Source organism: Oerskovia gallyi (assembly GCF_014836745.1).
Taxonomy (GTDB): Bacteria; Actinomycetota; Actinomycetes; order Actinomycetales; family Cellulomonadaceae; genus Oerskovia; species Oerskovia paurometabola.
The window spans coordinates 53,778-67,255 of record NZ_JACSQE010000017.1 but is presented as its reverse complement, the minus strand read 5'-3'; the positions used below and the strand labels follow the sequence as shown (position 1 = coordinate 67,255).

The window sequence follows — 13,478 nt, the reverse complement described above, 5'->3', positions numbered from 1 at the left end:
GGGAGTCCGTCCCCAGGTCACCGTCACCAGGTCACCACGTCACCACGTCACCGAGGTAGGGCGTAGTGCGCGAGGTAGAACCCCTCGCGCACTACGTCGCGCAGAACGTTCTACCTCGCCGCCCGCAGGGGTAGCGCCCGCTCGACGGTTCGGCGCCCGCAAGCACCAGGTGGGAGACTCTGAGACGTGCCCAGCCCGTCGCGAACCCCGGAACCGGACGCCGCGTCGGACGACACGGCGGGCGTCGGCCGTCCGGGTGCGAGTCCCAGCGGCCAGCCCTTCTCCGACCGGCCAGGCGCCCTCCTCGACGTCCTGCTCGCGGGTGGCCGCCGCGCCGACCGGCTGACGCACGTCGAGCACCTGCCCGGTCGCCCCGGCCAGCAGGCGGACTGGCCAGGCTGGGCCGACGCCTCGCTCGTCGCGGGCTACCGCTCGCTGGGCGTCGAGCGCCCCTGGGCACACCAGGTCGAGGCCGCCGAGGCCGCCTGGTCGGGGCGGCACGTCGCGCTCGCGACGTCGACCGGCTCGGGCAAGTCCCTGGCGTTCTGGCTGCCCGCGCTCACCGCGGTGCGCGCCGACCGCGCCGCCGAGACCCTGGCCCCGGGCCGGATCGAGAGTGCCCGCACGCGCGGCACGGTCCTCTACCTGAGCCCGACCAAGGCCCTCGCGGCCGACCAGGTCAACGGCCTCCAACGCCTCCTCGACGCCTCGCGCGCGGGCGACGTCAAGGTCTCGACGTGCGACGGCGACACGTCGTTCGAGGAGCGCAAGTGGGTGCAGGAGTACGCGGACGTCGTGCTGACCAACCCCGACTTCCTGCACTTCGCGCTCATGCCCAACCACCGGCGCTGGGCGCGGTTCCTGCGCAACCTGCGCTACGTCGTCGTCGACGAGGGGCACTCCTACCGGGGGGTGTTCGGGGCGCACGTCGCGCTGGTGCTCCGGCGCCTCGCGCGGCTCGCGGCGCACTACGCGCCAGCGACACAGACGTCTCCCGGTGGGCTGTCAGACCCAGGGAGCCCTCAAGGTCACGCTGCTTCTGACGGCGCTGCGCCACGGAGGGGCCTCACGTTCGTCGTCGCGTCGGCCACCACGGCCGACCCTTCCGTGAGCGCAGGCCGTCTCATCGGGGTCCCGCCCGAGCAGATCGTCACGGTCGACGCCGACACGAGCCCCGCCGGGCGCAAGACGTTCGCGCTGTGGCAGCCGCCCGAGGTCCTGGGCTACGAGGCCGCGCAGGCCCGCGCCGCGGCAGCGAACGACCCGGCGGCAGATGCGGCCCTCGCGGAGTCCCTCCTGATCGACCCCACGGCCCACGACGAGCTGGGCCTGACGAGCGACCCCGACGAGCCCGCGACCCCGGGCGACTCCCCCGAGCGCCCGCGCCGGTCCGCGACGGCCGAGGCCGCGGACCTCCTCGCCGACCTCACGGCGGCAGGCGCGCGGACCCTCGCGTTCACGCGCTCGCGCCGCGGCGCCGAGGCCGTCGCGACCCAGACCCAGGACCACCTGCGCGTCGTCTCGCCCCAGCTCGCGCGCCGGGTCGCGGCCTATCGCGGCGGCTACCTCCCCGAGGAGCGCCGGGAGCTCGAGCAGGCGCTGCGCAGCGGCGCGATCCGGGCCCTCGCGACGACCAACGCGCTCGAGCTCGGGGTCGACATCTCGGGTCTCGACGCGGTGCTCATCGCGGGCTGGCCGGGCACCCGCATGTCGGTCTGGCAGCAGGCCGGGCGGGCGGGGCGGGCGGGCGCCGACGGCCTGGTCGCGTTCGTCGCACGCGAGGACCCGCTCGACACCTACCTCGTGCACCACCCCGAGGCGATCTTCGCGGCCCCCCTGGAGGCCACGGTCTTCGACCCCGCCAACCCGTACGTCCTCGCGCCGCACCTGTGCGCTGCGGCTGCCGAGGTCCCGCTCCGGCAGTCCGACCTGCCGCAGTTCGGCGACCCCGCCGCGGTGACCGAGCTCCTGGGCGTGCTGGTCGCGCGGGGTGCGCTGCGCCGTCGGGCCTCCGGGTGGTACTGGACGCACGCCCAGTCCGCGGCCGCGATGACGGACCTGCGCGGCTCGGGCGGTTCGCCCGTGCGCGTCGTGGAGGCGGGCACGGGACGCCTGCTCGGCACGGTCGACGCGGCGTCGGCCGACGGCTCCGTCCACGACGGCGCGGTCTACGTCCACCAAGGAGTGAGCTACGTCGTGGAGTCGCTCGACCTGCGCGACGGCGTCGCGCTCGTCGCACGCCGGGACGTCGACTTCGGGACGTGGTCGCGCTCGGTCACGGAGATAGCGATCCACGGCGTCCGTGACGAGGAGCCGGGCACGGTCCCGGTGACGGTCCCCAACGACGCCACGCACCCAGCGATCCAGCGCTGGTGGGGGCCGATCGGTTGGGGGTTCGGGCCGGTCGAGGTCACGAGCCAGGTCGTGAGCTTCCAGCGCCGACGCCTGCCGGACCTGCAGATCCTGGGCACCGAGCCGCTCGACCTGCCCGAGCACACGCTCCCGACGACCGCCGTGTGGTGGACCGTCCCGGCCGAGGTGCTCGAGGCCGCCGGAATCGACGCCGACACCGCGCCGGGAGCGTTGCACGCGGCCGAGCACGCGTCGATCGGGCTCCTGCCGCTGCTCGCGACGTGCGACCGCTGGGACCTGGGCGGGGTCTCGACCGCGATGCACGTCGACACCGAGCAGGCGACGGTCTTCGTGTACGACGCGTACCCCGGCGGTGCGGGCTTCGCCGAGCGGGGGTTTCACCTGGGCGCGACGTGGCTCCGCGCGACGCGGGCAGCGATCTCGCGCTGCCCGTGCGCGGACGGCTGCCCCGCGTGCGTGCAGTCACCCAAGTGCGGCAACTTCAACAACCCGCTCGACAAGGCCGCGGCGGTCCGTCTGCTCGACGCGGTGCTCGCGTTCGCGCCGTCCGACTGACGGCTCGCCCCCTCCCCGCGCCGACGCCGGCCCCGCGCGGGCGGCGGCCCGCGCGGTGCCCAGCACCCCGGCCCACCCCGTCGCCTCGCGCGTGACGTCGACCCGGACGACACCGGCCCCCTGCTCGTCGCAGGCCACGACCACGGCGCCGTTGCGCTCCGCGGTCTCCCGCGCCGTCGGGCAGGCGTCCCACCCTCGCTGGAGGGCGGTCGCCGCGGCGAGCGCTGCGAGATCGGCCGCTGCCTGCGCCCGCCCACAGGCCCCCTGGGCCGAGGCGAGCGCCGCGAGCGCCAGCCCCAGCACGAGGACGACCGCGATCAGACCGAGCGCCAGCACGGTTCCTGAGCCGCGGTCACGGGGGCTCACGGCTCGCTCCACGCGACCGCCGCCCCGCGTGCCTGGAGCGGCGAGCGCGACAACCAGCCGCCGACCACGGGGTGGGAGACGCGCACCTCGACCCACGGGTCGCCGCGCGTGACGGTCACCGTGGCGTCGGGCCCGGCCGCCCGCCCGACGACGGCACGCACCGCCGCGTCGTCCTCTCCGATCGCGACGGCCCGGGCCGCGGCGCGCGCGGCGTCGGCGGCCTGGAGCTGTGCGTTCGCTGCCGCGGCGAGCGTGAGGACGGCCACCAGCACGAGGACGACCGCGGGCAGCGCGAGCGCGAGCTCGGCGGTCACGGTGCCGCGCTCACGGTCGCGGAACCTGCGCCCGGGCCGCCACCGCGCGCTGGTGGCCGTCTCGCTCATCCGATCGACAGGGCGCGCTGGATGATGCCGAGCAGCATCTCGCGCACCTCGCCGCTCTTGAGGATCGCGATGAGCAGCCCGGCGAACCCGACCGCCGCGATGGTCGCCACCGCGTACTCGGCGGTCGCGAGACCGGCTTCCGGGTCTTCGCCGCGGACCCGGGCGAGCAGCCCCGCCCATCCCGCTCTCGCTCCGTGCACAGCCTTCATGGGTGTCTCCTCCTGGTCCGTGGCCCGCCCGTCGCGCGCCGTGCCGCCCACTGTGGCGGGCCGGAGCCCCGGTGCGCGGGGCCGAGGGACACCGCTGTGGAGCGAGGTCCCCGTGGGCGACCTGTGCACGGCCCGTCCAGCGGGCCACGAACCGTCAGGTGGCGTCCTGCTGTTCCAGCCAGGCGAGGATCACTCGGTTCGTCTCCTCCGGCAGCTCCTGCTGGATCCAGTGACCGCAGTCCAGGTCGACCACGTCCACGCCGGGCACGAACTCCGCGAGCCGCTCCGACCGCGCGACCATGTCCCGTCCGCCGTAGATCATGAGGGCGGGCTGCTTGACGACCGGGTCCGCGTCCGCCAGCAGGTGCCAGTTGCGGTCGAGGTTCCGGTACCAGTTGATGCTGCCCGTGAACCCCGTCGACTCGAAGGCGGAGACGAGGACGGCCAGCTCACCGTCGCTCAGGACGGGGTCACCGAGCGGCGTCGTCGCTCTGGCGAGATCGATGAGCGCCATGCCCGGCCGGGGCTCGGCGGGGGGCTCGTTCTTCCGGTACAGGTTGCGCAGGAACTGGTGGGGGTTCTCGTCGAACACGGCGTCCGCGACGCCTGGGCGGCGGTTGAAGTGGACGAAGTAGAAGTCGGCGCCCAGCGCCGCCTCCATGCCCTCGATCCAGGGCCTGTCGCCGCGCTCCTGGTAGGGCAGGCTCAGGTTGATCACCCGGTTGACCCGGTGTGGGTGCAGCAGGGTCAGCCCCCAGACGACGAACGCACCCCAGTCGTGACCGACGAACGTGGCGTCCTCGTAGCCGTAGTGGTCGAGGAGCGCGACCAGGTCTCCGGACAGGTGCTCGATGTCGTACTCGGTCACGTCGGCCGGCCGGGACGAGCCGCCGTAGCCGCGCTGGTTCGGGACGATGACGTGGTAGCCCGCTGCCGCCAGGGCGGACATCTGGTGGCGCCAGGAGATGGCGTGGCCTGGCCAGCCGTGGCACAGCACGACGGGCCGCCCCGCGTTGTGCCTGCCTGCTTCGAAGACTTCGAGCTCCACGCCGTTGACGGCTACCAGGGTGGGCTCGGGGAAGTCGGGGGCACTGGGACGCATCGTTGGGTTCATGTCGCCATGATGCGCACCGGTACCGGTCAGCCCGTGGCCGGTTCTCCTCGCGTCCGCCACCTCTTCCCGTGAAACTGGTCGGCAGCGGCTGTCGATTCCGTCGGTGGTCACGCGTCATCGTGATGAAGGACCCACCACCCACTCATCTGGAGGAATCATGAGCACCGAGTACGCGATCCTCATCCACGCCCCGGAGGACGGCACGCCTGCCATGCGTCCGGACCTGGCCGCCGAGATCATGGCCCAGCACGACGAGTTCACGCGCCGCGTCGTCGCCGAGGGGCACCGCATCACGGGCGGCGTCGAGCTCGAGGCCGCCGGGACGGCGACCCTGGTCCGCCCGGGCGTCGGGACGACCGAGGGCCCGTTCACCGAGCTCGCCGAGCAGATCGGCGGCCTCTACCTGGTCGTGAGCGACGACCTGCCCGGGCTCGCGACGATCATCGACGAGGTCTTCGCGGGCGACGGCTGCACGTACGAGATCCGCCCCACGGTCGACCACGGCGGGACCGGCGACGCGACCGACCCCGAGGCTGCCGTCGCGTCGACCGCCGGCGCGGGGGCCTGACCCGTGAAGGTCATGTTCCTGCTGTACGAGGACGAGCAGGTCTGGGCCGCGGCCTCCGCCGACGAGCGGTCGCGGTACATGGTGCAGCACGACGAGTTCGCGGCGTTCCTGCGCGAGCGCGGGAGGTTGGAGGCCGCCGAGGCGTTGAGCACGGTCTCGGCGGCGACCACGGTCCGGCGCCGCGACGGCGACGTCGTCGTGACCGAGGGACCGTACGCCGAGCTCACCGAGCAGCTCGGCGGGTTCTATCTCGCGGACCTGCCGAGCATCGACACCGCGATCGAGGCCGTCGCCCTCCTGCCGCAGTACACGGTCGAGCTCCGTCCGGTCGTGGACGTGGACGACCTATGACCTGGCGCCCCGGAGGCCACGGGTGACCGAGGCGGACGACGCGCTCTCGGCCGCCTGGCGGGAGCACTGGGCGCGGTTGCTCGCGATGCTCGTCGCGCGCTACCGCCGCCCGGACCTCGCGGAGGACGCGCTCGCGGACGCGTTCGCCGCTGCGGCCCGTACCTGGCCCGAGGACGGCGTGCCCGACTCCCCCGCCGCCTGGCTGCGCACCGCGGCCGGGCGGCGGGTCCTCGCCCGCCTGCGCGCGGAGGCGGTCGCCGTCCAGAAGGTCCCGCTCATGATCGTGGAGGCACGGTCGGCGGCGGACGCCTCGGACGCGGTGCCCGGCCCGCCCGACGACGGCGCGCACCTGCCCGACGAACGGCTCCGGCTCGTCTTCTCGTGCTGCCACCCGGCGCTGTCGGTCGAGGCGCGCACGGCACTGACGCTGCGGTTCGTCGCAGGTCTGCCGGTCGCCGACATCGCGCGCCTCTTCCTGGTCCAGGACTCGACCATGGCTGCTCGCCTGACGCGTGCGAAGAAGCGCTTGGTCGCGGCAGGCATCCCGTTCGAGGTCCCGCCGCCCGAGCGGCTGGGCGGACGGCTCGACGACGTCGCCTCGGTCCTGTACCTGATCTTCACCGCGGGCTATGCGCCGGGCACGGGGTCGGACGTCCTGCGGGTCGAGCTCGCGGGCGAGGCGATCCGCCTGGGGCGCCTGCTCGACGAGCTGGTGCCGGGGCGCCCGGTCGTGCGCGCGCTGCTGGCGCTCATGGTGCTCCAGCACTCGCGCCGGGACGCGCGGACGGCGGCGGACGGGTCGCTCGTGCTGCTCGCGGACCAGGACAGGTCGCGGTGGCACGGTGAGGAGATCGCGGCGGGCCTCGCGCTGCTCGCGTCCGTGCCCGACGACGTCACGGGCCTCGCGGACGAGTACCGCCTCCAGGCGTCGATCGCCGCCGCACACGCCGCCGCGGGACGCGCCACCGACACCGACTGGGGCGCGATCGCCGACCTGTACGCGGACCTGGAGGCGGCCACGGGCTCGGCGATGGTGCGCCTCGCGAGGTCGGTCGCGGTCGCCGAGGCCCGGGGGCCGCTCGCCGCCCTGGCCCTGATCGACGAGTTCGAAGGGATCGACGAGATCCTGCGGACGAACCATCGGCTGCCCGCGACGCGTGCCGAGCTGCTGTCGCGCGCCGACCGGCCGACGGAGGCCGCGGCGTCGTTCGAGGAGGCCGTGCGTCGCTGCGGGAACGCGGCCGAGCGAGAGCACCTGACGCGGCGGCTGGTCGAGGTGCGCGCTGCCGCGCGGCGGTGAGCTCCTTCGGCACGGCCGTCCTGCGGACGGCTCCCGGGTGCCGCCGCTAGCGCCGGCGCCCGAGCGCGGGCCGCCCAGCGGCTCAGTCCCCCAGCACCCCGCCGCCCAGCGACAGCAGGACGGGCAGCAGACCGATGAGGACGAAGGCCGGCAGGAAGCACACGCCGAGCGGCAGCACGAGGTGCACCGCGAGCCGCGCCGCGGCCTGGCGCGCGGCCGCCTGCTGGTCGCTGCGGAGCTGCTCGCCCGCCGCGCGCAGCGCCTCCCCGGGCGCGGCACCCTGCTCCCACGCGAGACCCAGCGCCGACTGCACCATGGCCAACCGGGGCGGCGCACCGGCCCACGCCTCGACCCACCCGGCCCCGAGCACGACCGCAGCCCCTGCGCGGTGGAGCGCGGCGCCGTCGGGCCCTCCGATCGCCTGCCCCACGGCCTCGAGCGCACGCGGGACGCTCGTCCCCGCGCGGACCGCGGCCCCGAGCAGCTCGAGCAGGACACCGATCTCCACCGGTCCGACCGCCCCCGCCCCGCTCGCGACACGCACGCCTCGCGTGAGCCCGGCGAGCCGGGCACGCACCCCGGCCCGAGCGACCCACCACGGGCTCGTCGCGACGAGAGCCCCGCACGCGACGACGACGACCACGGACCAGTCGACACCCGTGGACCAGTCGCTCACGGCGGCGCCCCCACCGCGCGGGCTCGTGCCACGAGCCGTCCCGACCAACGACGACCGACCAGCAGGAGCACCGCACCGGCGAGCAGCCCGGCCGACCCCGCTCCCCCGCCGAGCGCCGTCGCGACCGGGTCCACCCCCAGCGCGACGCCGAGCAGCACCCCGACGAGCGGCAGCCACAGCAGCACGCGCGCCGTCGCGGCGGGCCCCGCGAGGGACGCCTCACGATCGGCCCGGGCCTCGGACTCGGCCGCGAGCGCCCGCGCGATCGACTCCAGGACCTCGCCGAGCGGCGCGCCGACGTCGGCGGCCAGGCGGCTCGCCGCGACGACCGCCGCGACCTGCCCCTCGGCCTCGAGCGACCCGCGAGCACTCACCACGGCGAGCAGGTCGCCGCGGTCGGGCACCCCCTGCTGGTCGACGCGCACCCCGGCGGCCGAGACCCAGGCGGTGCCCGGCGCAGCACCTGCGCGCAGCAGCGAGGCGACGTGCGCGACGACCAGCCGCACCGAGGACCCCGTGCCCGTGCGCCGCCACGCGAGCAGCCGGACTCCTGGGGACCTGCGAGCCGGACGCCGCCCGGCGAGCTCCCTCGCCGGGCGCCCGGACGGCGCGACCGCACCCCACACCACGCACGTGACGAGCAGGCCGAGGGTCACGCCCCGCCCCACCGGTCCACGAACGCGTCCCACCCGGCGCCGTAGACCGGGTCCTGCCCCCGGTCCCACGTCGCGACGGGGTCGACCACGAGCTCTCCGCGGGCGTCGCGCCGCACGACCCCGATCTCGGCGAGGTACCGCACGCGTCCGGACCGCCGCAGGTGAAGGACCACGTCGAGGGCCCCGGCGGCCTGGGCAGCGACGGCCTCGCGCGGCATGCCCGCGAGCGCGGCGAGCGCCTCCAGGCGGGCGGGGACCACGGCCGCCGCGTTGGCGTGGATGGTGGCGAGTCCGCCGTCGTGGCCCGTGTTGAGCGCCATGAGCACCTCGCGGACCTCCGCACCGCGGCACTCGCCCAGGACGATCCGGTCGGGCCGCATGCGCAGCGCGTTGCGGACGAGGTCCGCGAGGTCGACGGCCCCGGCCCCCTCGACGTTGGCGCGCCGCGCCGTGAGGGGCACGACGTGCGGGTGGTCGGGCACGAGCTCGCGGGCCTCCTCGACGCACACGACGCGCTCGTACCCGGGGACGAGGGACAGGAGCGCGGCGAGCAGGGTCGTCTTGCCCGTCCCGGTGCCGCCCGAGACGAGCATGTTGGCGCGTTCGGCGACGAGGCGACGCAGCACGGGCGCCCAGCACCCGTGCAGGGCTCCCGTCTCGACGAGCTCGTCGAGCGTGAAGGCCCGGGACCGGAGCACGCGCAGCGAGATGACGGCGCCGGACTCGCACACGGGGGCGATCGCGGCGTGCAGGCGCGTGCCGTCGGGCAACCTGGCGTCGACGAGCGGGCTCGCGTCGTCGAGCCGCTGCCCGCCCGCCGCGGCCAGCCGGACGGCGAGCGCCCGCACCTGCGCGGGGCTCCCCAGGTGCAGGGGCACCCGTTCGAGCCCGACGCCTCGGTCGACCCACACCTCCGCGGGAGAGTTGACCAGGACGTCGGTCACCTCGGGGTCGTCGAGCAGCGGTTGGAGCGGGCCCGCACCGTAGAGCTCGGCGCGGGCGCGCCGGGTCAGGTCCGCGAGCGCGTCGCTGCCGAGCACCCGGCCCGAGCCGCGCAGGGCGGCGTGGAGCTGGGCGTCGTCTGCCGGGGCGCCGCCGACGAGCTGCCCGCGCACCTCGGCGAGCAGCGCGTCGTCGAGCGCGTCGCCGCTCATGCTGCGCCCCGCGAGGCGGCCCCGGCGCCACCGACCGCGACGGCCAGCTCGGTCCCGGCGCGCCCGAGGGGACGCCGGGGACGGACGTCCGGCCCTTGCCCGCGCTCGACGCGCGCGGCGTGCCCTCGGTCCCAGGCGACGACCCCGGCGAGCGGCAGCCCGACGACGTCGCTCACGTCCCACGGGTCGAGGCGACCTGGTGCGGGTCGCCGCGCTACGAGTCGCAGGGCTCGGCCGGCGCCGTGCCGGGCCACGAGCGCGGCGGTCGCGACGGCCCCGGCGACCGAGGGCAGGTCGAGCGGGGTCACGAGGAGGAGCGTGTCGCAGGCCCCCACGAGCGCGACGTGCTCCGTGCCACCGGACCCGGCACGCTCGCCCGGGCTCTCCAGCACCGAGCGCGGCAGGTCGAGGACCAGGACGTCGCACGCGTCGGCGAGGGCCGAGCAGACGTCCACGACCACCCCGTCGTCGAGGGTCACGGGGTCGCTGCGGTGCGCGCTGAGGACCGGCACGTGCCGCCAGGCGGGCAGGAGCCCGGCGAGGGCGTGCCCGTCGACGGCGCCGCGCGCGTCGCGCAGGTCGGACCAGCGTGGTCCGTCCCGGTGGTCGACGCCTAGCAGCACGTCGATCCCGCCGCCTCGGGTCTCGAGGTCGACGAGCACCGTACGGCGTCCGGCCCGCCTCAACCCGTCCGCGAGCACGGCCGCGACCGTGCTCGTCCCTGCTCCGCCGCGTGCGCCGATCGCACCCACCACGGCTGCCACTGCCCTGCCCATGGACGTCCCCCCGTCTCCGGCCCGGGTCCGGGCCGGGTCCATCATGGGGCGAGATGCGAGCGCGCGGGGGCTGCGCCGTCGGGCCTGTGGAGAACCGGTGCCGCACCGCGCCTGTGGACGACGGCCGAGGGCGGTCCGGCCTCAGGGAGCGAGCGCGAGGTACTGGTGCGCGTACGCGATGACCATCCCGCCCTCGCCGACCCCCGCCGCGACCCGCTTGACCGAGCCCGAGCGCACGTCGCCGATCGCGAAGACGCCCGGCGCGCTCGTCTCGAGCGCGAACGGCCGCCGGTCGGCCGTCCACCCTGACGTGGCCGCCGCGTCCCCGCCCGTGAGGACGAACCCGTGCGCGTCCCGCGCGATCTCGGGCGCGAGCCAGCCCGTCACCGCGTCCGCGCCGATCATGACGAACACGACGGGCAGCGCACGCCGGGTCGTGGCCCCCGTCGAGGTGTCGAGCACGTCGACGGACTCGAGCGCCCCGTCGCCGTGCAGGTCGGCGATCTGGTGGCGCGTCTCGACGCGGATCCCGGGGTTCGCACCGATCTGGTCGATCAGGTACCGCGACATGCTCGCCCCGAGGGACGGCCCGCGCACCAGCATCGTGACCGACCGGGCGTGCCGTGAGAAGAAGATCGCGGCCTGCCCCGCGGAGTTGCCCGCGCCGACGATGCAGACGTCCTGCCCCTGCGCGAGCGCGGCGTCGCTGCGCGCGGCTCCGTAGTACAGGCCGTTGCCGAGGAAGCGCTCGACCGCGGGCAGCGCGAGCGAGCGCCACTCGACGCCCGTCGCGACGATCACGACGGGAGCTCGCACCGTGTCGCCGCCGTCGAGCACGACCCGGTGCGCGCCCGGGTCGACCGCGCCGACCGTGCGCGTCACGACGATCTCCGCCCCCAGGCGCTGGGCCTGCGTGAGGGCGCGGCTCGCGAGGTCGTCCCCCGAGATGCCGTACGGGAAGCCCGTGTAGTTCTCGATACGGGTCGAGGTCCCGGCCTGGCCGCCCGGTGCGAGGCTCTCGACGACGAGCGTGCGCAGCCCCTCCGCGGCCGCGTTGACCGCCGCGGTCAGCCCCGCAGGACCGGCCCCCAGGACGACGACGTCGTACTCGTCGTGCGCCGGTTCCACCGCGAGCCCCACCGCGCGGGCGACGTCCCGCATCGGGGGGTCGGCGAGCCGGGACCCGTCGCGGAGCTCGAGCACGGGGTGCACGACGTCAGCCGCGCCGTCGGGCTCGTCCTCCGGCTCGACCACGACCCGGTCGAACGGGACGTGGTTGCGCGTCAGGAACGTGGCGAGGTCCCGGACCCTCGCGTCGAACCGTGGGCCGATCACGCACGCCTGCGCGACGGGCTTCTCCGACGCGTGCGCCTGGAGCGCGTCGAGGTACGAGCGCGCGAGGCTCGCGACGTGGTCCGGCACGGAAGGGGCCATGGCCGCGAGCGTGTAGAACACGGGGGCCTCGAGCTTGATGACGCGCGACGCCTCGGTCGCGCGACCGCTCGCCGGGAACGCGGTGCTCAGCGTCATGGGGATCTCGCCGAAGAACGTGCCGGGCGTGCGCACCCCGATCACGCGTTCGGTGCCGGCCACCATCTTGGTGATCTCGGCCCGGCCCTCGATCACGACGAAGAACGCGCGCTCGTCGCCCTCGTGCGCGAAGTACTCCCCCGGCAGGAGGCGGATGTCCTCGACGGCGCTCACGAGGAACTCGAGAGGCTCGGGCGGCAGGGGCTCGAACATCGCGACGGCGCGGAGCTCGGCGAGCGTGATCATGCGTGCCTCCAGCGGGCGGGCCACGGCGACGAAGGTCCGCGACCCCGGTGCCGCGGCGCTGTCCCCCGGTGAACGTACCGCGCGCTCGTGATCTCGACATCCGCTCGCGCGGGACCTCCCTGGAACCAGGACATACCGCCCCGCTGTCCGCCCGCAGCGGCTAGGCTCGCCGGGTGACCCATTCCCAGGACTCACCGCAGACCGGCCCTCGCCCCACGACCGGAGCCCGCGACGGGCGCCCGCGGAAGGTCGCCGCGTTCTTCGACCTGGACAAGACGATCATCGCGACGTCGTCGACCGCGGCCTTCTCCAAGCCCTTCTACGCGGGCGGGCTCATCAGCCGTGGCGACGTGCTGCGCAGCGCGTACGCGCACTTCCTCTACATGGTGGGCGGCGCGGACGCGGACCAGACCGAGCGCATGCGCGCGCACCTGAGCGCGCTCGTGACGGGCTGGGACGTGCGGACCGTGTCGCAGATCGTCGAGGAGACGCTGCACGAGTACATCGACCCGGTCGTCTACGCCGAGGCGGTCGACCTCATCGTGAGCCACCACGACCGGGGGCACGACGTCGTGATCGTGTCGGCGTCGGGGTCCGAGGTCGTCGAGCCCATCGCCGCGGTCCTGGGCGCCGACCACTACGTCGCGACCCGCATGGAGATCGTCGACGGACGGTACACGGGTGCGATCGACTTCTACGCGTACGGCGAGAACAAGGCCATCGCGATCCGCGAGCTCGCCGAGACCCACGGCTACGACCTCGACGCGTCCTACGCCTACTCGGACTCGATCACGGACGCCCCGATGCTCGCCGAGGTGGGCCACGGCTTCGCGGTCAACCCCGACCGGACGCTGCGGCGGCTGGCGGGCGAGAGCGGCTGGGGCACGCTGACGTTCACGCGCCCGGTCACGCTGCGCACGCAGCTCTCCCCTCCCCGGACCGCGGCCGTGGTCGGGGGGGCCGTGACGGTCGCGGTCGTCGCGTGGCTCGTGTGGCGGGCCGTGCGCGGGCGCTCGGGCGGTGGGTCGCAGGAGGGCACCGCCGCGTAGCGCGGCGCCCCTGGTCCGAGGGCGTCGGCGTTCGAACCGAGTCCTCGTTGTCCGGGTCCTCCCGGGTCGGGATCGAACACCCCGTGGAGGTTCGCGCGTTCGGCTCCCCACCCCTTGCGCCGCACCTGGGACAGGCGTATCACAGAGGGACAACAGCACCAGGGGCGGGCGG

At 75.3% G+C, this 13,478-nt stretch carries 14 protein-coding genes; 5 read left to right on the top strand and 9 right to left on the bottom strand.

Going from position 1 to position 13,478, the window contains the following annotated elements; translation table 11 throughout:
* Window positions 1–312 precede the first annotated feature (312 nt).
* Window positions 313–2,928 (top strand): DEAD/DEAH box helicase, encoded by a 2,616-nt coding sequence (locus H9640_RS18070; RefSeq protein WP_225227457.1) that lies wholly within the window; start codon window positions 313–315, stop codon window positions 2,926–2,928.
* Here H9640_RS18070 and H9640_RS18065 read toward each other — a convergent pair.
* From H9640_RS18065 to H9640_RS18050, 4 genes are all read right to left on the bottom strand, one after another.
* Window positions 2,836–3,294: an Rv3654c family TadE-like protein gene (locus H9640_RS18065; RefSeq protein WP_318243839.1), complete on the bottom strand. Its 459-nt coding sequence runs from the start codon at window positions 3,292–3,294 to the stop codon at window positions 2,836–2,838. The genes H9640_RS18070 and H9640_RS18065 overlap by 93 nt on opposite strands.
* Window positions 3,291–3,677, bottom strand: a complete 387-nt coding sequence (locus H9640_RS18060) for a TadE family type IV pilus minor pilin (protein WP_191792150.1) — start codon at window positions 3,675–3,677, stop codon at window positions 3,291–3,293. The genes H9640_RS18065 and H9640_RS18060 overlap by 4 nt, the downstream gene beginning before the upstream one ends.
* Entirely contained in the window at window positions 3,674–3,886 is a 213-nt protein-coding gene (locus H9640_RS18055) for a DUF4244 domain-containing protein (RefSeq protein ID WP_138826155.1), read from the bottom strand. Before H9640_RS18055 ends, H9640_RS18060 begins: the two co-directional genes overlap by 4 nt.
* A gap of 154 nt (window positions 3,887–4,040) precedes the next feature.
* The gene (locus tag H9640_RS18050) at window positions 4,041–5,000 is read right to left on the bottom strand and encodes an alpha/beta fold hydrolase (RefSeq protein ID WP_225227440.1); all 960 of its coding nucleotides are present in this window, start codon (window positions 4,998–5,000) and stop codon (window positions 4,041–4,043) included.
* Window positions 5,001–5,157: 157 nt separating this feature from the next.
* Here H9640_RS18050 and H9640_RS18045 point away from each other — a divergent pair, with 157 nt between their 5' ends.
* From H9640_RS18045 to H9640_RS18035, 3 genes are read left to right on the top strand one after another with little or no spacing between them, the layout of a single operon-like run.
* Complete coding sequence (locus tag H9640_RS18045; RefSeq protein ID WP_191792149.1) at window positions 5,158–5,568, top strand: YciI family protein; 411 nt, start codon at window positions 5,158–5,160, stop codon at window positions 5,566–5,568.
* A gap of 12 nt (window positions 5,569–5,580) precedes the next feature.
* Window positions 5,581–5,919: a YciI family protein gene (locus tag H9640_RS18040; protein WP_191792148.1), complete on the top strand. Its 339-nt coding sequence runs from the start codon at window positions 5,581–5,583 to the stop codon at window positions 5,917–5,919.
* Window positions 5,920–5,941: 22 nt separating this feature from the next.
* On the top strand, window positions 5,942–7,219 hold the full coding sequence (locus tag H9640_RS18035) for an RNA polymerase sigma factor (protein ID WP_191792147.1): 1,278 nt from the start codon (window positions 5,942–5,944) through the stop codon (window positions 7,217–7,219).
* 82 nt (window positions 7,220–7,301) lie between these two features.
* Here the strand turns inward: H9640_RS18035 and H9640_RS18030 are convergent, their stop codons facing one another.
* From H9640_RS18030 to H9640_RS18010, 5 genes are all read right to left on the bottom strand, one after another.
* Window positions 7,302–7,895 carry a type II secretion system F family protein gene (locus H9640_RS18030; protein ID WP_191792146.1) on the bottom strand — a complete coding sequence of 198 codons (594 nt, stop codon included), beginning with the start codon at window positions 7,893–7,895 and terminating at the stop codon, window positions 7,302–7,304.
* On the bottom strand, window positions 7,892–8,551 hold the full coding sequence (locus H9640_RS18025; RefSeq protein WP_318243838.1) for a hypothetical protein: 660 nt from the start codon (window positions 8,549–8,551) through the stop codon (window positions 7,892–7,894). Before H9640_RS18025 ends, H9640_RS18030 begins: the two co-directional genes overlap by 4 nt.
* A complete protein-coding gene (locus H9640_RS18020) occupies window positions 8,548–9,705 on the bottom strand; it encodes a TadA family conjugal transfer-associated ATPase (protein ID WP_191792145.1) in 1,158 nt (385 codons plus the stop codon). The genes H9640_RS18025 and H9640_RS18020 overlap by 4 nt, the downstream gene beginning before the upstream one ends.
* Window positions 9,702–10,481, bottom strand: a complete 780-nt coding sequence (ssd, locus tag H9640_RS18015; protein WP_225227438.1) for a septum site-determining protein Ssd — start codon at window positions 10,479–10,481, stop codon at window positions 9,702–9,704. Before ssd ends, H9640_RS18020 begins: the two co-directional genes overlap by 4 nt.
* Before the next feature lie 141 nt (window positions 10,482–10,622).
* Window positions 10,623–12,281 carry an FAD-dependent oxidoreductase gene (locus tag H9640_RS18010; RefSeq protein WP_318243837.1) on the bottom strand — a complete coding sequence of 553 codons (1,659 nt, stop codon included), beginning with the start codon at window positions 12,279–12,281 and terminating at the stop codon, window positions 10,623–10,625.
* Between the two features lie 149 nt (window positions 12,282–12,430).
* On the opposite strand from H9640_RS18010, the gene H9640_RS18005 reads away from it, so the two are divergent.
* Window positions 12,431–13,306: an HAD family hydrolase gene (locus tag H9640_RS18005; protein WP_191792144.1), complete on the top strand. Its 876-nt coding sequence runs from the start codon at window positions 12,431–12,433 to the stop codon at window positions 13,304–13,306.
* The last annotated feature ends 172 nt before the right edge of the window (window positions 13,307–13,478 follow it).

What these genes read in the sequence shown, in the direction of transcription:
- H9640_RS18060 (WP_191792150.1), bottom strand. Translation starts at nt 3,677, where the DNA reads ATGAGCGAGACGGCCACCAGCGCGCGGTGGCGGCCCGGGCGCAGGTTC.
- H9640_RS18055 (WP_138826155.1), bottom strand. Translation starts at nt 3,886, where the DNA reads ATGAAGGCTGTGCACGGAGCGAGAGCGGGATGGGCGGGGCTGCTCGCC.
- H9640_RS18050 (WP_225227440.1), bottom strand. Translation starts at nt 5,000, where the DNA reads ATGAACCCAACGATGCGTCCCAGTGCCCCCGACTTCCCCGAGCCCACC.
- H9640_RS18045 (WP_191792149.1), top strand. Translation starts at nt 5,158, where the DNA reads ATGAGCACCGAGTACGCGATCCTCATCCACGCCCCGGAGGACGGCACG.
- H9640_RS18040 (WP_191792148.1), top strand. Translation starts at nt 5,581, where the DNA reads ATGTTCCTGCTGTACGAGGACGAGCAGGTCTGGGCCGCGGCCTCCGCC.
- H9640_RS18020 (WP_191792145.1), bottom strand. Translation starts at nt 9,705, where the DNA reads ATGAGCGGCGACGCGCTCGACGACGCGCTGCTCGCCGAGGTGCGCGGG.
- ssd (WP_225227438.1), bottom strand. Translation starts at nt 10,481, where the DNA reads ATGGGCAGGGCAGTGGCAGCCGTGGTGGGTGCGATCGGCGCACGCGGC.